10 protein-coding genes are annotated in these 14,751 nt (G+C 68.4%); 6 read left to right on the top strand and 4 right to left on the bottom strand.

Features of this window, described 5'->3' with window-relative positions; translation table 11 throughout:
• Positions 1 to 23: 23 nt before the first annotated feature.
• Entirely contained in the window at positions 24 to 1,478 is a 1,455-nt protein-coding gene (locus ACZ6O0_RS15940; protein WP_465765655.1) for a nitric oxide synthase oxygenase, read from the top strand.
• Between the two features lie 32 nt (positions 1,479 to 1,510).
• Here the strand turns inward: ACZ6O0_RS15940 and ACZ6O0_RS15945 are convergent, their stop codons facing one another.
• Positions 1,511 to 1,948, bottom strand: a complete 438-nt coding sequence (locus ACZ6O0_RS15945; RefSeq protein ID WP_465765656.1) for an RNHCP domain-containing protein — start codon at positions 1,946 to 1,948, stop codon at positions 1,511 to 1,513.
• Between the two features lie 437 nt (positions 1,949 to 2,385).
• Between ACZ6O0_RS15945 and ACZ6O0_RS15950 the strand changes: the two genes are divergently transcribed.
• On the top strand, positions 2,386 to 5,103 hold the full coding sequence (locus ACZ6O0_RS15950; protein WP_465765657.1) for a family 20 glycosylhydrolase: 2,718 nt from the start codon (positions 2,386 to 2,388) through the stop codon (positions 5,101 to 5,103).
• Positions 5,104 to 5,289: 186 nt separating this feature from the next.
• Entirely contained in the window at positions 5,290 to 8,016 is a 2,727-nt protein-coding gene (locus tag ACZ6O0_RS15955; protein WP_465765658.1) for an ATP-binding protein, read from the top strand.
• 82 nt (positions 8,017 to 8,098) lie between these two features.
• On the opposite strand, the gene ACZ6O0_RS15960 is transcribed toward ACZ6O0_RS15955, so the two are convergent.
• On the bottom strand, positions 8,099 to 8,899 hold the full coding sequence (locus ACZ6O0_RS15960; protein ID WP_465765659.1) for an alpha/beta fold hydrolase: 801 nt from the start codon (positions 8,897 to 8,899) through the stop codon (positions 8,099 to 8,101).
• A gap of 244 nt (positions 8,900 to 9,143) precedes the next feature.
• On the opposite strand from ACZ6O0_RS15960, the gene ACZ6O0_RS15965 reads away from it, so the two are divergent.
• A complete protein-coding gene (locus ACZ6O0_RS15965) occupies positions 9,144 to 9,599 on the top strand; it encodes a hypothetical protein (protein WP_465765660.1) in 456 nt (151 codons plus the stop codon).
• A 169-nt stretch (positions 9,600 to 9,768) separates the two neighbouring features.
• Here ACZ6O0_RS15965 and ACZ6O0_RS15970 read toward each other — a convergent pair whose 3' ends face one another.
• On the bottom strand, positions 9,769 to 10,101 hold the full coding sequence (locus tag ACZ6O0_RS15970) for a hypothetical protein (RefSeq protein WP_465765661.1): 333 nt from the start codon (positions 10,099 to 10,101) through the stop codon (positions 9,769 to 9,771).
• A 219-nt stretch (positions 10,102 to 10,320) separates the two neighbouring features.
• Between ACZ6O0_RS15970 and ACZ6O0_RS15975 the strand changes: the two genes are divergently transcribed.
• The gene (locus ACZ6O0_RS15975) at positions 10,321 to 11,061 is read left to right on the top strand and encodes an orotate phosphoribosyltransferase (RefSeq protein ID WP_465765662.1); all 741 of its coding nucleotides are present in this window, start codon (positions 10,321 to 10,323) and stop codon (positions 11,059 to 11,061) included.
• Between the two features lie 52 nt (positions 11,062 to 11,113).
• Here the strand turns inward: ACZ6O0_RS15975 and ACZ6O0_RS15980 are convergent, their stop codons facing one another.
• Positions 11,114 to 11,872, bottom strand: a complete 759-nt coding sequence (locus tag ACZ6O0_RS15980; RefSeq protein ID WP_465765663.1) for a hypothetical protein — start codon at positions 11,870 to 11,872, stop codon at positions 11,114 to 11,116.
• Between the two features lie 224 nt (positions 11,873 to 12,096).
• On the opposite strand from ACZ6O0_RS15980, the gene ACZ6O0_RS15985 reads away from it, so the two are divergent.
• Positions 12,097 to 14,739, top strand: a complete 2,643-nt coding sequence (locus ACZ6O0_RS15985; RefSeq protein WP_465765664.1) for an MGH1-like glycoside hydrolase domain-containing protein — start codon at positions 12,097 to 12,099, stop codon at positions 14,737 to 14,739.
• Positions 14,740 to 14,751: the final 12 nt, after the last annotated feature.

Consider the following 14,751-nt stretch of genomic DNA (forward strand, 5'->3'; position numbering starts at 1 on the left):
CGGCGACAGAGCATCGCCGACTAGTGATTCTCCCCCTCGCGGTCGCCGCACTGGCCGTGCCCGGTGCCACCGTCGGGGCGGTCGAAATTGGCTGGACCGCGCCGACCGGCCGCCCGGCCGTCGTCGTACTGAGCTTGGCCATCCTGTTCCTGGCCATTCGGATCTGCTCCCACCAGCTCGTCGCGGCCCACGCCGGAGAACAGCTGCTCCAGGTCGGCGACAGGTCGTGGGGCAAGGCTCCACGGGCCGGCCGGCGGGCGTCGCCAGGTCCCGGGAGAATCCGGGCGAGGCCCGCCCACCCCGTGAGCCGGCCCGATCCCCGGCCAAGTCCCGACAGCCCTGACAGCCCGGACATCGAGACGGTTCGGGCCGCGGCCAAGGAGTTCCTCGAGCTCTTTCATGCCGAGAATCCCCAGGCCGGGTGGATGGGGCCGCGGATCGCCGCGGTGATGCGCGAGATCGACATGACCGGGACCTACTGGCACACCGCCGAGGAGCTGGCCTTCGGTGCCCGCGTCGCCTGGCGCAACAACGCCCGGTGCATCGGCCGGCTGTACTGGCGCAGCCTGCAGGTGCGCGACCTGAGGACTGTCTCCGACGCCGGCCGGGTCGCCGCGCACTGCTTCGACCACCTGCGCATGGCTCACAACGACGGCAAGATCCGGCCGATGATCAGCGTGTTCGCTCCCGAGACCCCAGCCAGGCCCGCGCCCCGGATCTGGAACGAGCAACTCATCCGGTACGCCGGGTACGAGCAGCCGGACGGCCGTGTCCTCGGGGATCCCCGCTACCGGGCTTTCACCAGCGAGCTCGTCCGGCGCGGGTGGCGTCCACCCGACGTTCCGGGAGCCTTCGACGTACTCCCGCTCGTCGTCGAAACCGTCGACGAGGGACCTCGGATGTTCCAGCTCCCCGACCAGGCGGTTCACGAGGTCCCGCTCGAGCACCCTGAGCTCGCGTGGTTCGCCGACCTGGGCATGCGGTGGCACGCGGTGCCGGTGATCAGCAACAACCGACTGGTGATCGGTGGTGTCTCGTACCCGGCCGCACCCTTCAACGGGTGGTACATGGGTACGGAGATCGGGGCCCGCAACTTCGGCGACAGCGACCGCTACGCCCTGGTCCCGCAGGTTGCGGAACGGATGGGCCTCGACACCTCGGACGACGCCACCCTGTGGCGGGACCGGGCGTTGGTCGAGATCAACCGCGCGGTCCTGCACTCGTTCCGCGCGAACGGCGTGACCATCACCGACCACCACACCGAGTCCCGCAGATTCCTCATCCATCTGGAGCGGGAGGAGCGAGCGGGTCGCCAATGCCCTGCCGACTGGACCTGGATCGTGCCACCGATGTCCAGCTCGCAGACCCCGGTCTTCCACCGCTACTACGACAATGCCGGCGACCAACTGCCGAACTTCTTCGGCGACGCCGACGCCACCCACCGAGCCCTCCACGGCGGTCCCCCCGCCTTCCACTGACACGCCGAGGGGGGACCGCGCGGGGGCGCCACTCAGGCTTTGCTCTTGCGCGCCCTCGGCTTGCGGACGACGGGATGCCCACCGTTGCCGTTGCTGGTGCCGTTGCCATTGCCGATGCCGTTGCCCGCGGCCTCGGGCTCGGCCGCGAACGGGATGAACGGCATGGTCAGCGGCAGCGCCGCCAGCCGCATCAGCAACAGCACGTTGTCGTCACCCGCGGTCTTGTTGAGACGAAGGCGGCCACAGTTGGTGCACCGATGGATGAGGACCCAGCGCCCCTCGCCGCGGACGGTGACCGCGATGGGTTCCATACCGCCGCTGCAATCGGCCTTGCGATCGCCCGGAACGTTGCGATCGAGATGACGTGACCACAGACAACTCGGGCAGTGGTTGCGATGGGTGGTACCAGGGGCGTCGAGAGAAACCTCTACGCCGCAATGCTCACAGCTGAACGAACGCGCGAATGCCAAACCAGGAACCTTTCAGAGAAAAGCAAACAGGACGAGATGGTCATCGGCTTCCCTCCTTCCGGCCCGCGCCGGCGTGTCCGGCGCACTGTCCCCACAGCAGATCAGCACACGTCCGGCGGCGTCAAACAATTAACGGCTTCGGGGGCGCGCTGGGTGTTGTTGCACGGCTGGTGAGTGGGGCGGAAAATCGCCGGTACGGTCGCCTTCCAGACCGCGTGACACCGCCCTGCACGGTAAGGAGTGACGTGAGATTCTCCTTCTTGTCCAAGCCTCGTGCCGTACCCGCTCTCGCAATTGGTGCGCTTGTGGCTGCAACTCTGGTTCCCCTGTCAGTCGGACCGGCTTCCGCCGACACACCACCAACGGCCGCCGCTGACTCCGAGAGCATCAACCTCGCCCTCCTGCCGGGCGCGGTCGCCTCCGCCAAGTCCCAACGGATGACCGCACCCGCGGCGACGTACGCGCCCGCCAACGCGGTCGACGTGTTCGTGCACAACGGATGGACCTCGAACTACGCGTCGGTCGGCAACGGCTACGACCCGACCCAGGACTGGTTCCAGGTCAAGCTGGCCACACCCGCCCCGGTCTACGAGGTGTTCAGCCGCTGGACTTCCCCGGCCAAGCCGACCGAGTACGACCTGCAGGTCTCCACCGACGCGGACTGCCAGACCTGGTCGACCGTCACGCACGTGGTGAATCCGAGCGACAAGGATTCCCAGGTGATCGATCGCAAGGACCCGATCTCGTGTGTCCGGATGCAAGCCCTGGCCACGACGTCCACGATCGGGTACACGATCAACGAGTTCGAGATCTGGTCCGGTCCCAAGCCGCCGCCGGTCGTCGGGCAGATCATTCCCGTCCCGGTGAAGCAGACGCCCGGCACCGGCCAGCCGTGGGAGCTCACGGACACGTCCCGCATCGTCGTGTCCAGCAGTGCCCTCGCCGCCACGGCCGAGGTGCTCGCCGGCTACCTGCGGCCGGCCACCGGATTCGTGCTCCCCGTGGTGACAGGTTCCGCGACGGCCTCCGACATCGCGCTGAGCCTCGAGCCGGTGTCCGGCCTCCCGGCGGACAAGACGGCCGAGGGCTACTCCCTCACGGTGTCGAGTGCCGGCGTGACGATCGCCGCCCCGCAGGCGCACGGCCTGTTCAACGGCTTCGTGAGCCTTCGGCAGCTGTTGCCAGCGGCAATCAACTCGCCGGCCACCGGCGTGGGGCCGTGGACGGTACAGCCGATCACGGTCCTCGACTACCCGCGCTACGAACATCGCGGTCTTCAGCTCGACCCTGCCCGCAACTTCATGACCGTGGCCGAGATCCGATCCATGATCGACCAGCTGGCAGCGTTGAAGGGCGACCAGCTGCATCTGCACCTGAGCGACTCCCAGTCCTGGCGCCTGGAGATCAAGGGCTACCCGGCGCTGGACGGCACCGGTTGCAACGGATCGGGCTGTATCGCGGGCTTCTACACGCAAGAGGACTTCAAGGGCCTGGTCAAGTACGCCGCCGACCGGTTCGTCGAGATCGTCCCGGAACTGGAAGGCCCGGCCCACGCCACCGCGGCAGTCAGATCCCTGGGCGGTGTCGCGGTCATGGGGTGCCAGGGCCAGACCCAGACCGACCGGTTCTGCACCAACCCGAACGACCCAGCCAGTGAACGAGCGCTGGCGTTCTGGCGGGACGCGATCGCGCAGCTCGCCGCGATCTCACCCGGGCCGATCATCCACATCGGCGGCGACGAGGCCATCGGGATGCCGCACGAGGACTACAAGTGGTGGATCGGGCAGATGGAGGCCATCGTCGACGCCACCGGCAAGCGCATGATGGGCTGGAACCCCGCACTCGAGGGCTACGCACCGGGTTCGACGTCCATCAACCACTACTGGTCCGACTACACCGGCGGCGGTCCGCCGCTCATCAAGCCCGAGTGGTTCAACCAGGGCCGCGACGTCATCACCACCCCGGAGTGGAACGCCTACCTCGACTTCGGGTACGACGGTTCGCCCGGCCGCACGCCCCGCACCGAACTGGACAAGGCCTACTCGTGGGACCCGGAGTGGGTGTACGAGAAGTACCGGTCCGTCTGGGCGCAACCGGCGTACGGCGGTCCGAAGGCGGAGGACATCATCGGCATCGAGGCGCCCATCTGGGGTGAGCAGATGCGCGGGCTGGCCACCAACGAGTACATGGTCTTCCCGCGGCTGGCCGGCATCCTGGAGAAGGCCTGGTCGCCCAAGGTGCTCACCCAGGACTACGACGCGTACCGCCAGCGGCTCAGCGTCGCCGGACCTCGGTGGGCGTTCGCGAACGTGAACTACGGCTCCATCGCTCAAGTCACCTGGAGTCCGGAGGCGATGGGCACGGTCACCCGCTTCGGTGTGGACCGGACCGTGAACAACGCACCGCTGGGACGTCTGGCCGCCGGCTCGATTCCACCGGGTCAGTTCACCGCCACGATCGATTGGGGCGACGGATCCCCAGTGGAGGCAGCCGGTATCGCAGCACGCGACTACGTGGCGAGCCAACGTCAGGGCAGAAGCCTGATGACCGTCAGTGGAAGCCACACCTACCCGGCGGACGGGACGTATCACGGCACTGTCACCTACAGCCGTCAGGACCAGACCTGGGTCGTGCCGTTCGTCGCGACCGGCGTCCCGTCCTGTACGACGATGCTCTCCGGGACGCACCAGGGCCCGTTGACCGTGTCCTCGGGCGTCGCGTGCTTCGACGGCGCCACCGTCTCGGGCCCTGTCACCGTGGCTGCGGGTGCCGGACTGTACGCATCAGGGTCTGACATCCAGGGTCCGGTGACGGCGTCCGGCGCGGGCAACGTCCTGCTGTGCGGCACCACCGTGTCCGGGCCGGTGAACGTGACCGGTGCAACCCGGGTCTGGCTCGGCAACAACAACGGCGAGTGCGCGCCCTCGACGGTCAAGGGTCTGGTGAGGGTCACCGGTTCAGTGGGTCAAGTGACGATCGACGGCGCCACGATCGCCGGGCCACTCGCCGTACAGAACAACACCGGCTCCACGATCATCTCTGGCAACCACATCAGCGGACCGCTGTCCTGTACGGGCAACTCCCCCGCGCCGACCAACGAAGGCGAACCCAACTCCGCATCCGGCCCGAAGTCCGGCCAGTGCACCGGCCTCTGACACCCGGCAGCTGACCACGGCGGCCCTGCGCACCCACAACCTGCGCAGGGCCGCGCCGGTCAGATAGAGAGCCGAGCTCGGTTGCGCGGGATCGGTTCTGGGTGCAGCCTGAGGCTCGTGTGACGCCTGCCGATCAGAGCCGGGCTGGTGGGCGGCGGGGCTCCCCGGGAGACGGCAGGGGTGGGCATGGCGGAGCGTGAACTGCGCGGTCGGCGGCAGGAGAACGCCGTACTGGACGGGCTGCTCAGCGCCGCACGGACGGGCCGGAGTGATGTCCTCGTGCTGTGTGGTGAGGCCGGAGTCGGCAAGTCGGCCCTGCTGGACTCGCTGGCGGCACGCGCTGAGGCGTGCCAGGTCACCAAGGTCGTCGGGATCGAGTCCGAGATGGAGCTCGCCTACGCCGGACTCCATCAGCTGTGCCACCCGTTCCTCGACCGGATCGACCGCCTGCCGCCTCCCCAGCACGACGCTCTCGGTACGGCGTTCGGCCTGCAGACCGGACCGGCCCCGGACCGGTTCCTGGTCGGACTGGCCGTCCTCAACCTGCTGTCCGAGGGCGCCGGGCACCATCCGGTCCTGTGCATCGTCGACGACGCCCAGTGGCTCGACCGGGTGTCCGCTCAGGTGCTTGCCTTCGTCGCCCGGCGCCTGGCGGCCGAGTCGGTGGTCATGATCTTCGCCGTACGGCACGGCGAGGACCACGAGTTCGAGGGACTGCGCGAGCTCGAGGTCCGTGGTCTCGACGACACCGATGCCCGAGTGCTGCTGGACTCGGTGCTGCCCGGACCGATCGACCCGCGCGTCCGGGACCGCATCGTGGCCGAGACCCGCGGCAACCCGCTGGCGCTCCTCGAACTGCCACGGGCGTGGAGCGTGACCGAGCTCGCCGATGGTGACGCCGAAGAGACGCTGTCCAGCCGCATCGAGGCGGAATTCGTACGACGTCTCGAAGGACTCCCGTCCGACACACGTCTGCTGCTCCTGACCGCCGCGGCGGAACCATTGGGTGACGCGACGCTGCTCTGGCGTGCCGCGGAGCAGCTGGGACTCGGCGCGGATCCGGCCGCCAGTGCGATCGAGTCAGGGCTGATCACGTTCGGCCAGCACATCCGGTTCCGGCATCCCCTGGTGCGGTCGGCCACCTATCGGATGGCCTCGCCCAAGGACCGGCAAGCAGTCCACCGGGCCTTGGCAGACGTGACCGATCCGGCCACCTCGCCGGACCGCCGCGCCTGGCACCGCGCCCAGGCGACCACGTTGCCGGACGAGGAGGTCGCCGCAGAGCTCGAAACCTCAGCCCGACGCGCCCAAGGCTGCGGCGGGCTGGTCGCGGCGGCCGACTTCCTCGAGCGCTCGGCCGAGCTGACCCCCGACCCGGACGTCCGGGCCGAGCGCACACTCGCCGCAGCCGTGGCCAAGCGTGGATCCGGTGCCCTCGACGCAGCGCTGAACCTGCTCAGCGGAGTGACCGCCGGTCCGCCGGACGCACTGCGGGCCGCAAAGGTCGAGCAACTGCGCGGTCAGATCGCGTTCGACCAAGGACGCACGCGCTACGCAGCTCGCACCCTGCTCAAGGCCGCCAAGCTGCTCGATCCGCACGACCAGGCCAAGGCACGGGTGACCTATCTGGAGGCCATGTCGGCCGCCATCTGGGCCAGCGGTCCCGATGCTCCCGGCATTCTCGCCTACGCAGCGTCCGAAGCCCCTCCCCCGGCTGCCTCGGTCCCACCGGCCGACGTACTGCTCCAGGCACTCGCCCTCCGCTTCACCCGCGGGTACGCCGCTGCCGCACCGCAGTTGGCCACAGCGCTCGCCCAAGCCCGTGACACCGAGATCGGAGCCGATGACGTCGGCAGCTGGCTCTGGCTCGCCGGGAACCGGGCCGGCGGCATCATCGCCATCGAGCTCTGGGATCTCGAGACCGCTCTCGAACTCGCCGTACGCCAGGAGCGGATGGCTCGCGCGACCGGAGCGCTGGTGCAACTGCAGTTCGCACTGAACTTCCGGGCCAACCTCCAATGCCTCACCGGAGAGCTGGACGCGGTGACCGGGCTGGTCGAGGAGGACCGCCAGATCGCGGCGGCGACGGGCAACCCGCGGGTCAGGTACGGCGGTCTGCTCCTCGAAGCGCTCCGTGGCGACGAGACAACCGCGACCGAACTGATCCGCGCCGCCACCGCCGAGGCGACCGAGCACGAGCAGGGCCGGATGGCCGTCTTCGCGACGTACGCGAACGCCGTACTGCAGAACGGACTCGGACGCTACGAGGCCGCCCGCGACGCGGCATCGCAGGTCTTTGACCAGGACGTCCTCGGGTACGGCGCACTCGTCGTCGGCGAACTGGCCGAGGCGGCCTCGCGGACCGGCGACACCAAACTCGTCGAGAGCACACTCGCCTGGCTCACCGAACGCACCAAAGCCACCCCGACGGAATGGGGACGCGGCATCGAAGCTCGAGTCCGGGCGTTGCTCGGCGACGACGAAGACGCCTACCTCCGGTCCATCGAGCATCTCGCCCGGACCAGCCTGCGCGTCGAACAGGCGCGCGCACACCTGTTGTACGGCGAATGGCTGCGACGCGAGGGACGTCGTGTCGATGCCCGCGAACACCTTCGGACGGCCCACGACGAGTTTGAGGACATGGGGCTCGCGGCCTTCACTGAACGCGCCCGTCACGAACTGCTCGCCACCGGGGAGACGGTCCGGAAGCGCCGGCCGGAAACGCTCAACGACCTCACGGCACAAGAGGCGCAGATCGCCGGGATGGCCCGCGACGGCCAGACCAACTCCGAGATCGCGGCTCAGCTGTACATCAGTCCCCGGACGGTGGAGTGGCATCTGCGCAAGACGTTCTCCAAGCTCGGCATCACGTCCCGCCGGCAGCTCCGCGCCGCGCTGACCCGTTCGGCCTGACAGCCCAGAGGTTTCCACCTGACCTGACGGACGGAAGCCGGCCGGAGCGTGGGGCTCCGGCCGGCTCTGGTGATGGATGCGATCAACGGGCGGCTCGCTCGATCACCTGGGTGACGGCCGACGGCTGGGACACCGCGACCAGGTGCGACGCACCGGCGATCTCGACCTTCGTGGCGCCCGCCCGGGTGGCCATGAACCGCTCGGCGGCCGGGGCGATGGCGTGGTCACCGGTCGGGATCACGGCGTACTTCGGCAGCGCCGCCGGAGCGGTCTTCTCCACCGGCTCGCTGAACGCCGCCGCCGCGACCGGCCGCTGCGCCGCCAGGAACACAGCACCCTCCCTCGCCGGGATGTCCGCGGCCAGGATCGGGCCGGCCTTGTCCGGCTTCAGCGCCAGGTCCACCCCACCGGGGTAGCTGATCACGTTGGTGACGTCCGGCCCCAGCTCACTGCCGGGGAACTGCGAGTTGAGGGATCCCAGCGTCTCGCCGGCCTGCGGGATGAACGCCGCCACGTAGACGAGCGACTTCACCCCCGAGGTGTCGGCGAGCTCGCTGACCAGGGCGCCGCCGTACGAGTGCCCGACGAGCACCTTCGGCCCCGGGATCGTCGCCAGCACACCACTCAGGTACGACGTGTCGGACGCGATCCCCCGCAGGGGTACGGCGGGAGCCACGACGTTGTAGCCGTCGTGCTGGAGGCGACTGGTCACTCCGGACCAACTCGAACCATCGGCATATGCGCCGTGGAGCAGCACGATCGTCGGTTTCACCTGCTCGGACTGGGCGGTCTGCCCGGACTCCGCGGCGTGCGCGGTCGTCGCGCCGGTCAGCAGGATCGCGGCACCGGCCGCGGCGGCCATCAGGTTCTTTACGGTGAACATCGTTCTTCCATTCCTTGGAGGTGTTTCGGTTACCACCACCGTGCGTCCGTGGTTGACGCGTCACCCCTGGGGAAATCACTGGTCCACCTCCTGGTGCCGACACTGGCCGGCCGATCGCCGCCGATGGGCCTCATCGCCCCCGAGGCACCCGCAGTGGCACCCGTGGTGGCCACTGGTGCGACGCCGCGAGTGCGACGCGACTGTGGGTCTCAACACGCACCAACCACCACCAAGGAGCACGAAAATGTCCACCATCCACCTGCACGCGATCACCACCGCGACACCAGAGCAGTTCCTGGCCGCGCTTATCGACTTCGGCCCCGGTCGCTCGAAGATCTTCGGCAACAGCGCCGACGACTACCTCCAGGTCCACGACCAAGGCCCGCAGTACGCCGACGTCACCGAGGGCTCCGGCGGCGTCTGGGAACGGCTGCGCTACGACTGGTCCGACCCCAACTGCGTCGTCATGGCGACCACCGACTCGAACGTGTGGGGCGGCAACTCAGGCCATACCTACACCTTCACCCCGCAGCCCGATGGCACGACCGCCGTCGACGCCGTCGTCGTCCGCCAGGGCAAGAACCTCAAGGGCCACTTCCTCGGCCTCGTCCTCGGCACCATCGGCAAGAGCCACCTGACCAACGCCTTCGCCAACACCGTCAAGGCCATCGAAACCCGCGACACCACCATCAAGGCCTGACCCCGGCACCTGGGACCCGCTGCCCGTCGACCCGATCGCCACTCACCACGAGCTGATCCCGCTCGACGGCGCGGTCACCCAGGAGATCCCGTTCCTCCGGCCCGCGAGTACACCGAGCTGAAGGATGATCACCACTGAGCGCTGGCTCCCGGGCCTCGGAGTGCGGTGGTCAGCGCAGGGTGTCGAGCTTCTGCCTGGCGGCCGTCAGGCCGGCCGCTGCCTGGTTGAGGTGATCGAAGGCCGTATGCAGATCGGAGTCGGCTGCTTCCAGCACGCTGACAGAACCTTCCTCTGCCTCGGCGTGCAGCAGATCCGCGAAGCGCGACAACCCGAACGACTCCATCAGCAGCGCCGCGGTCGACATCACCGTCCGCAGCTCGTGAAACTCCGCGACCAGAACCTTGGCCGCCACGTCGTCGACGGGACGACGACGCAACACCTCGACCGCATGTCGCAACGCCGCACCCGCTTCCTGCAGGGCGTCTTCCGCACTCTCCGACACGGCCGCCTCCTCTCGTCGGCGCTGACCGCCGTGCTGAGATTCGAGGCAGCAACGTCACCAGACCCCCGCCGGAACTGGCAAGCGATTGACCTGTCACGTGCACGAATTGTGACTATGCCGCCCTGCCCAGCCGCGGCTCCGACGCCCGTGCCTCCTCCCGGGTCACCACCAGGGATCACAACGGACGCGACGAACACAATGCGGCGCGACCGTCGGGGTATGAACACGAACCAGCTCACCTTGGCAAACCCCCAACGGACACAGCTCGCCGACCACGCCGACGTTGCTCGGCTCACCGCCGTACCAGCTCCGCGCACCCACCTCGTCGACCGCCTCGCCGCCGTGCCCGGCCTGGTCCGCCCCGGCATCGCGCACTGGGACATGAAGACCCGGCTCCCTCTGCACCCGCTGTCCAACGAGAACGCGTACGGCGACCCGCGACTCCTGCACGACATCGCCGTACCCGGTGCAGCCTTCGCCCACCGACTCAACGTGGACGTCATCGTCGGCGCCGAAACCGGCGGCATCCCCCTCGCCACCGCCGTCGCGCTGGCCGGCAACCTCCCCTTCGCGTTCGTCCGCAAGCCCGGCTACGTCGGCCACGAGGACCACGAACCACGCGTCCGCGGAGCATCCGTCGCCGGCCGCCGAGTCCTCCTCGTCGACGACGCCGTCTCCTCAGGCAAGGCACTCGAAGCCTTCGCCGATGAGCTCCAAGCAGAAGGCGCGATCGTCGTCGGCGTCTTCACCCTCATTGACATGCGCGACGTAGCCACCTCAGTGGCCCCGATCGCCAAGACGCTCCCGATCGAATCCATCGCCACCTACCTAGAGGTCCTCGCCGCAGCCACCACCCAAGGCATCCTCGACCCGACAACCCACCAACTAGCCGTAGACGCCCTCCTCAACCACTGGCCCAACAACGACCCCCGCTGGCCCCTCCTCGACCAAGCCGACTGACCGACCAAGAACGTCATCGCCGCGTTGAGTGCTGAACGACCAGAGTTGATGTTCAACGAAAGATGAGCCAGGCCAGCAGTCCCACCAGAGCTGAGACCGCCACGCCACTGATGATCCAGAACTTCAGCCGCTGCCGGCCGAGTGTGAGCAATGCACGCCGCGGAGGATGCTCGACATAACCTCCTTGGTCTCTGCCGCCGGCCGCCAATTCGAAGATGTTCCTGCTCGCATCGCCGGTCCGGAGCCACGCTATGAACGCTGCCAGGGCGTACAGCGGGATCGCGAACACTCCGCCGAGCCAGGCGTACTGCGTTGCATACCGCCCCTCGTGGCGACGTTCGAGGGAATCCGGCCGAGTCAACTCAACGGCGTCCGACCCCGTCCGCCTCGTGATCACCACGTTGCCAACGGTGAATGTGCCCGCTGCGGGCCAAACTCTCCGATAGCCGTAGGCGATCAAGAGGCGGTCCGGTGCGGAGACGATGTGCGTACGACCCACGACAGCGACCGCCAGACCGAGAAGGGTGGAAAGGTTGATCCAGTTCACCGCCGCCCGCAGGGTCCACCGCGAGGGCCCGTGCCGGACCAACAGCGCCGCAGCGGCGATGCCGACCGCTCCAGCGACAACACCGATCGCCACTCTCGTCAGTGCCGCATTCCCGGCGATCAGCCCACCCCCGACGGCGATCAGCCACAACACGGCCGCCGAGATGACGTTCACCGCCACACTCTCGGCAATCCGCAGCACGGTCTTCTCCGCCCCCGACGCCTGCCGCTTCGACGCGTCCGCGCTCCCCGCAGGTCCGTCCATCACGCCCCCTAACGCAACAGCACAACCATGAACGCACCGTGCCCCCCGGAAAGCAATCAGGTCGACCTTGCCGCGAGGAGTCTCCGGGGGCATCTCTCCTGGCCAGCACGACGCAGCCGATGATCGCAGCGAGCCATCCCCCCGGACAGTCACTCGTGGAACGATCGTAGAACCCGATGCCGGCGGCCTCCCAGGCTGCGCGGAGTCGATGCGAGGGGGAGATCATGCTGGAGCTGTCCGACGACTGGTACCTCTGGGGTCCGTACCTGAGCGAGCGCCAATGGGGCACGGTTCGCGAGGACTACAGCGCCGACGGCGAGGCCTGGGGCTACCTTCCGCACGACCACGCCCGCTCCCAGGCCTACCGCTGGGGCGAGGACGGGCTGGCCGGGTTCAGCGACCGCGAGCAGCGCCTGTGCCTCGGCCTCGCGTTGTGGAACGGACGCGATCCCATCCTCAAGGAACGGCCGTTCGGCCTGACCGGCGCGGAGGCCAACCACGGCGAGGACGTCAAGGACTACTGGTGGTACCTCGACGCCACCCCGAACCACGCCTGGAACCGCTGGCGCTACCACTACCCGCAGGCAGCTTTCCCGTACGACGATCTGCGGGCGGAGAACGGGAGACGCGGCAAGCACGACCCCGAGTACGAGCTCCTCGACACCGGCGTGTTCGACGACGACCGGTACTGGATCGTCGAGGTGCACTACGCCAAGGCGAGCCCGACCGACCTGCTGATGTCCGTGCAGGTCACCAACGCCGGCCCCGACACAGCGACGCTCCACGTCCTGCCGACCGCCTGGTTCCGCAACACCTGGTCATGGGACATCGGTGCGTCACGACCCGAGCTCTCAGCTGCGGGCGACTCGTCCGTGCGAGTATCACACCCGTCGCTCGGTGAGCTCGAACTGCTGGCCGGAGGCACGCCCACGTTCTTGTTCTGCGACAACGAGACCAACACCCAGCTCCTGTACGGCGTACCCGGGCGTACGGCGTACCCCAAAGACGGAATCAACGACCACGTCGTGACCGGCGCCGCCACCGTCAACCCCGATCGCCGAGGGACGAAGGCCGCGGCCTGGTACCACGCCGATGTCGCACCGAAGGCAACCATCGAGCTGCGATTGCGCCTGCGCCCCAGCGGCACCGGGCCGGATCCGGCGACCGCACTGGCCGAGGACTTCGACGACGTCGTTCGCACCCGCCGGGCCGAGGCCGACGAGTTCTACGCCGGCCTCACTCCCCCGGCCGCCTCGCCGGACGAGGCGATGGTGATGCGGCAGGCCTTCGCCGGCATGCTCTGGAGCAAGCAGTTGTACTACTACGACGTGGCGCGATGGCTCGACGGTGATCCCGGCCAACTGACACCACCGGCGTCACGGAAGACCGGCCGGAACTCCCGCTGGCGGACGTTCAACTCGTTCGACATCATGTCGATGCCGGACAAGTGGGAGTACCCGTGGTTCGCCTCCTGGGATCTCGCCTTCCACTGCATCGCCCTCGCTCATGTGGACCCGGACTTCGCGAAGGACCAGCTCCTGCTGATCTGCCGGGAATGGTTCCAGCACCCGAACGGCGCGCTTCCGGCGTACGAATGGGACTTCGGCGACGTCAATCCGCCGGTCCAGGCCTTCGCGGCGCTCGAGGTCTTCGCCATCGACGGCGGTCGCGATCTCGACTTCCTCAGCCGCATCTTCGACAAGCTGCTGGTCAACTTCACCTGGTGGGTGAACCGCGAGGATGCCGACGGGTCGAACCTGTTCGAGGGTGGTTTCCTCGGCCTCGACAACATCGGCCCGCTCGATCGCTCGCATCTGCCGGTCGGCGGCGTCCTGGAGCAGTCCGACGCCACCGGCTGGATGGCAGGGTATTCGCTGGCGATGACGACGATCGCGGCGATCCTGGACCGGACCGGGTACCGGCCGGCCCGCGATCTGGTGCACAAGTTCCTCGAGCACTTCGCCGAGATCCGTACGGCGATGTCCACGCAGGGACTGTGGGACGAGTCCGACGGGCTGTTCTACGACCGGATCGCCGTACCGGGCGGCGGTGTCGTGCCGGTCCGGGTGCACTCCATGGTCGGCATCATCCCGCTGCTCGCCGCCGCGACGATCGACGAGCAGCAGCTCGAGCAATCCGTTGCCCCACGCAAGCAGTTTGCCGACTTCCTGGATCGTGAGGGACTGCGCGACGCCGAGGAACTGGTGAAGGCGGGTGTCCTGCGCGGCGACCCCGGGCAACGCCGGCTGCTGCTCGGCGCTGTCGGCGTCCGGCAGTCGTTGCGGCTGTTCGAAAGGCTCTTCGACCCCGGCGAGTTCCTGTCTCCGTACGGCCTGCGGTCCCTGTCGGCGTACCACCGCGACCACCCCTACACGATCGAGGTCGAAGGCGTCCGCGCCGGCGTCGACTACGAACCCGCCGAGTCGACCACGGACATGTTCGGCGGGAACTCGAACTGGCGGGGGCCGGTCTGGTTCCCGCTGAATTTCCTCGTGATCGAGGCGCTGGACCGCTACCACCGCTTCTTCGGCGACGACCTGCGGATCGAGTACCCCACCGGCTCCGGCGTCCGCCAGAGCCTCGACACCATCGCCGACGACCTGCGAGCCCGGCTGGTGTCGATCTTCCTCACCGGTCTCGACGGCCGGCGTCCCTGCTTCGGCGGCGTCGACAGGCTGCAACGCGACCCGAACTGGAGGAGCAACCTGATGTTCCACGAGTACTTCCACGGCGACAACGCCGCCGGTCTGGGCGCGAGCCACCAGACCGGTTGGACCGGGATCGTGGCGGACATCATCCGGCGCCGCCACGGCATGGTCCGCCCTCTCGGCGAGGTCCTCCGATCGCTCGTCGAGCAGCAACCGTGAGTAGGGCGCTGC

It is taken from the genome of Kribbella sp. NPDC048837, from assembly GCF_055586945.1.

Excerpts from the sequence above, each read along its gene's own strand:
- ACZ6O0_RS15950 (WP_465765657.1), top strand. The coding sequence starts at position 2,386 with ATGACCGCACCCGCGGCGACGTACGCGCCCGCCAACGCGGTCGACGTG.
- ACZ6O0_RS15955 (WP_465765658.1), top strand. The coding sequence starts at position 5,290 with ATGGCGGAGCGTGAACTGCGCGGTCGGCGGCAGGAGAACGCCGTACTG.
- ACZ6O0_RS15960 (WP_465765659.1), bottom strand. The coding sequence starts at position 8,899 with ATGTTCACCGTAAAGAACCTGATGGCCGCCGCGGCCGGTGCCGCGATC.
- ACZ6O0_RS15965 (WP_465765660.1), top strand. The coding sequence starts at position 9,144 with ATGTCCACCATCCACCTGCACGCGATCACCACCGCGACACCAGAGCAG.
- ACZ6O0_RS15975 (WP_465765662.1), top strand. The coding sequence starts at position 10,321 with ATGAACACGAACCAGCTCACCTTGGCAAACCCCCAACGGACACAGCTC.
- ACZ6O0_RS15980 (WP_465765663.1), bottom strand. The coding sequence starts at position 11,872 with ATGGACGGACCTGCGGGGAGCGCGGACGCGTCGAAGCGGCAGGCGTCG.
- ACZ6O0_RS15985 (WP_465765664.1), top strand. The coding sequence starts at position 12,097 with ATGCTGGAGCTGTCCGACGACTGGTACCTCTGGGGTCCGTACCTGAGC.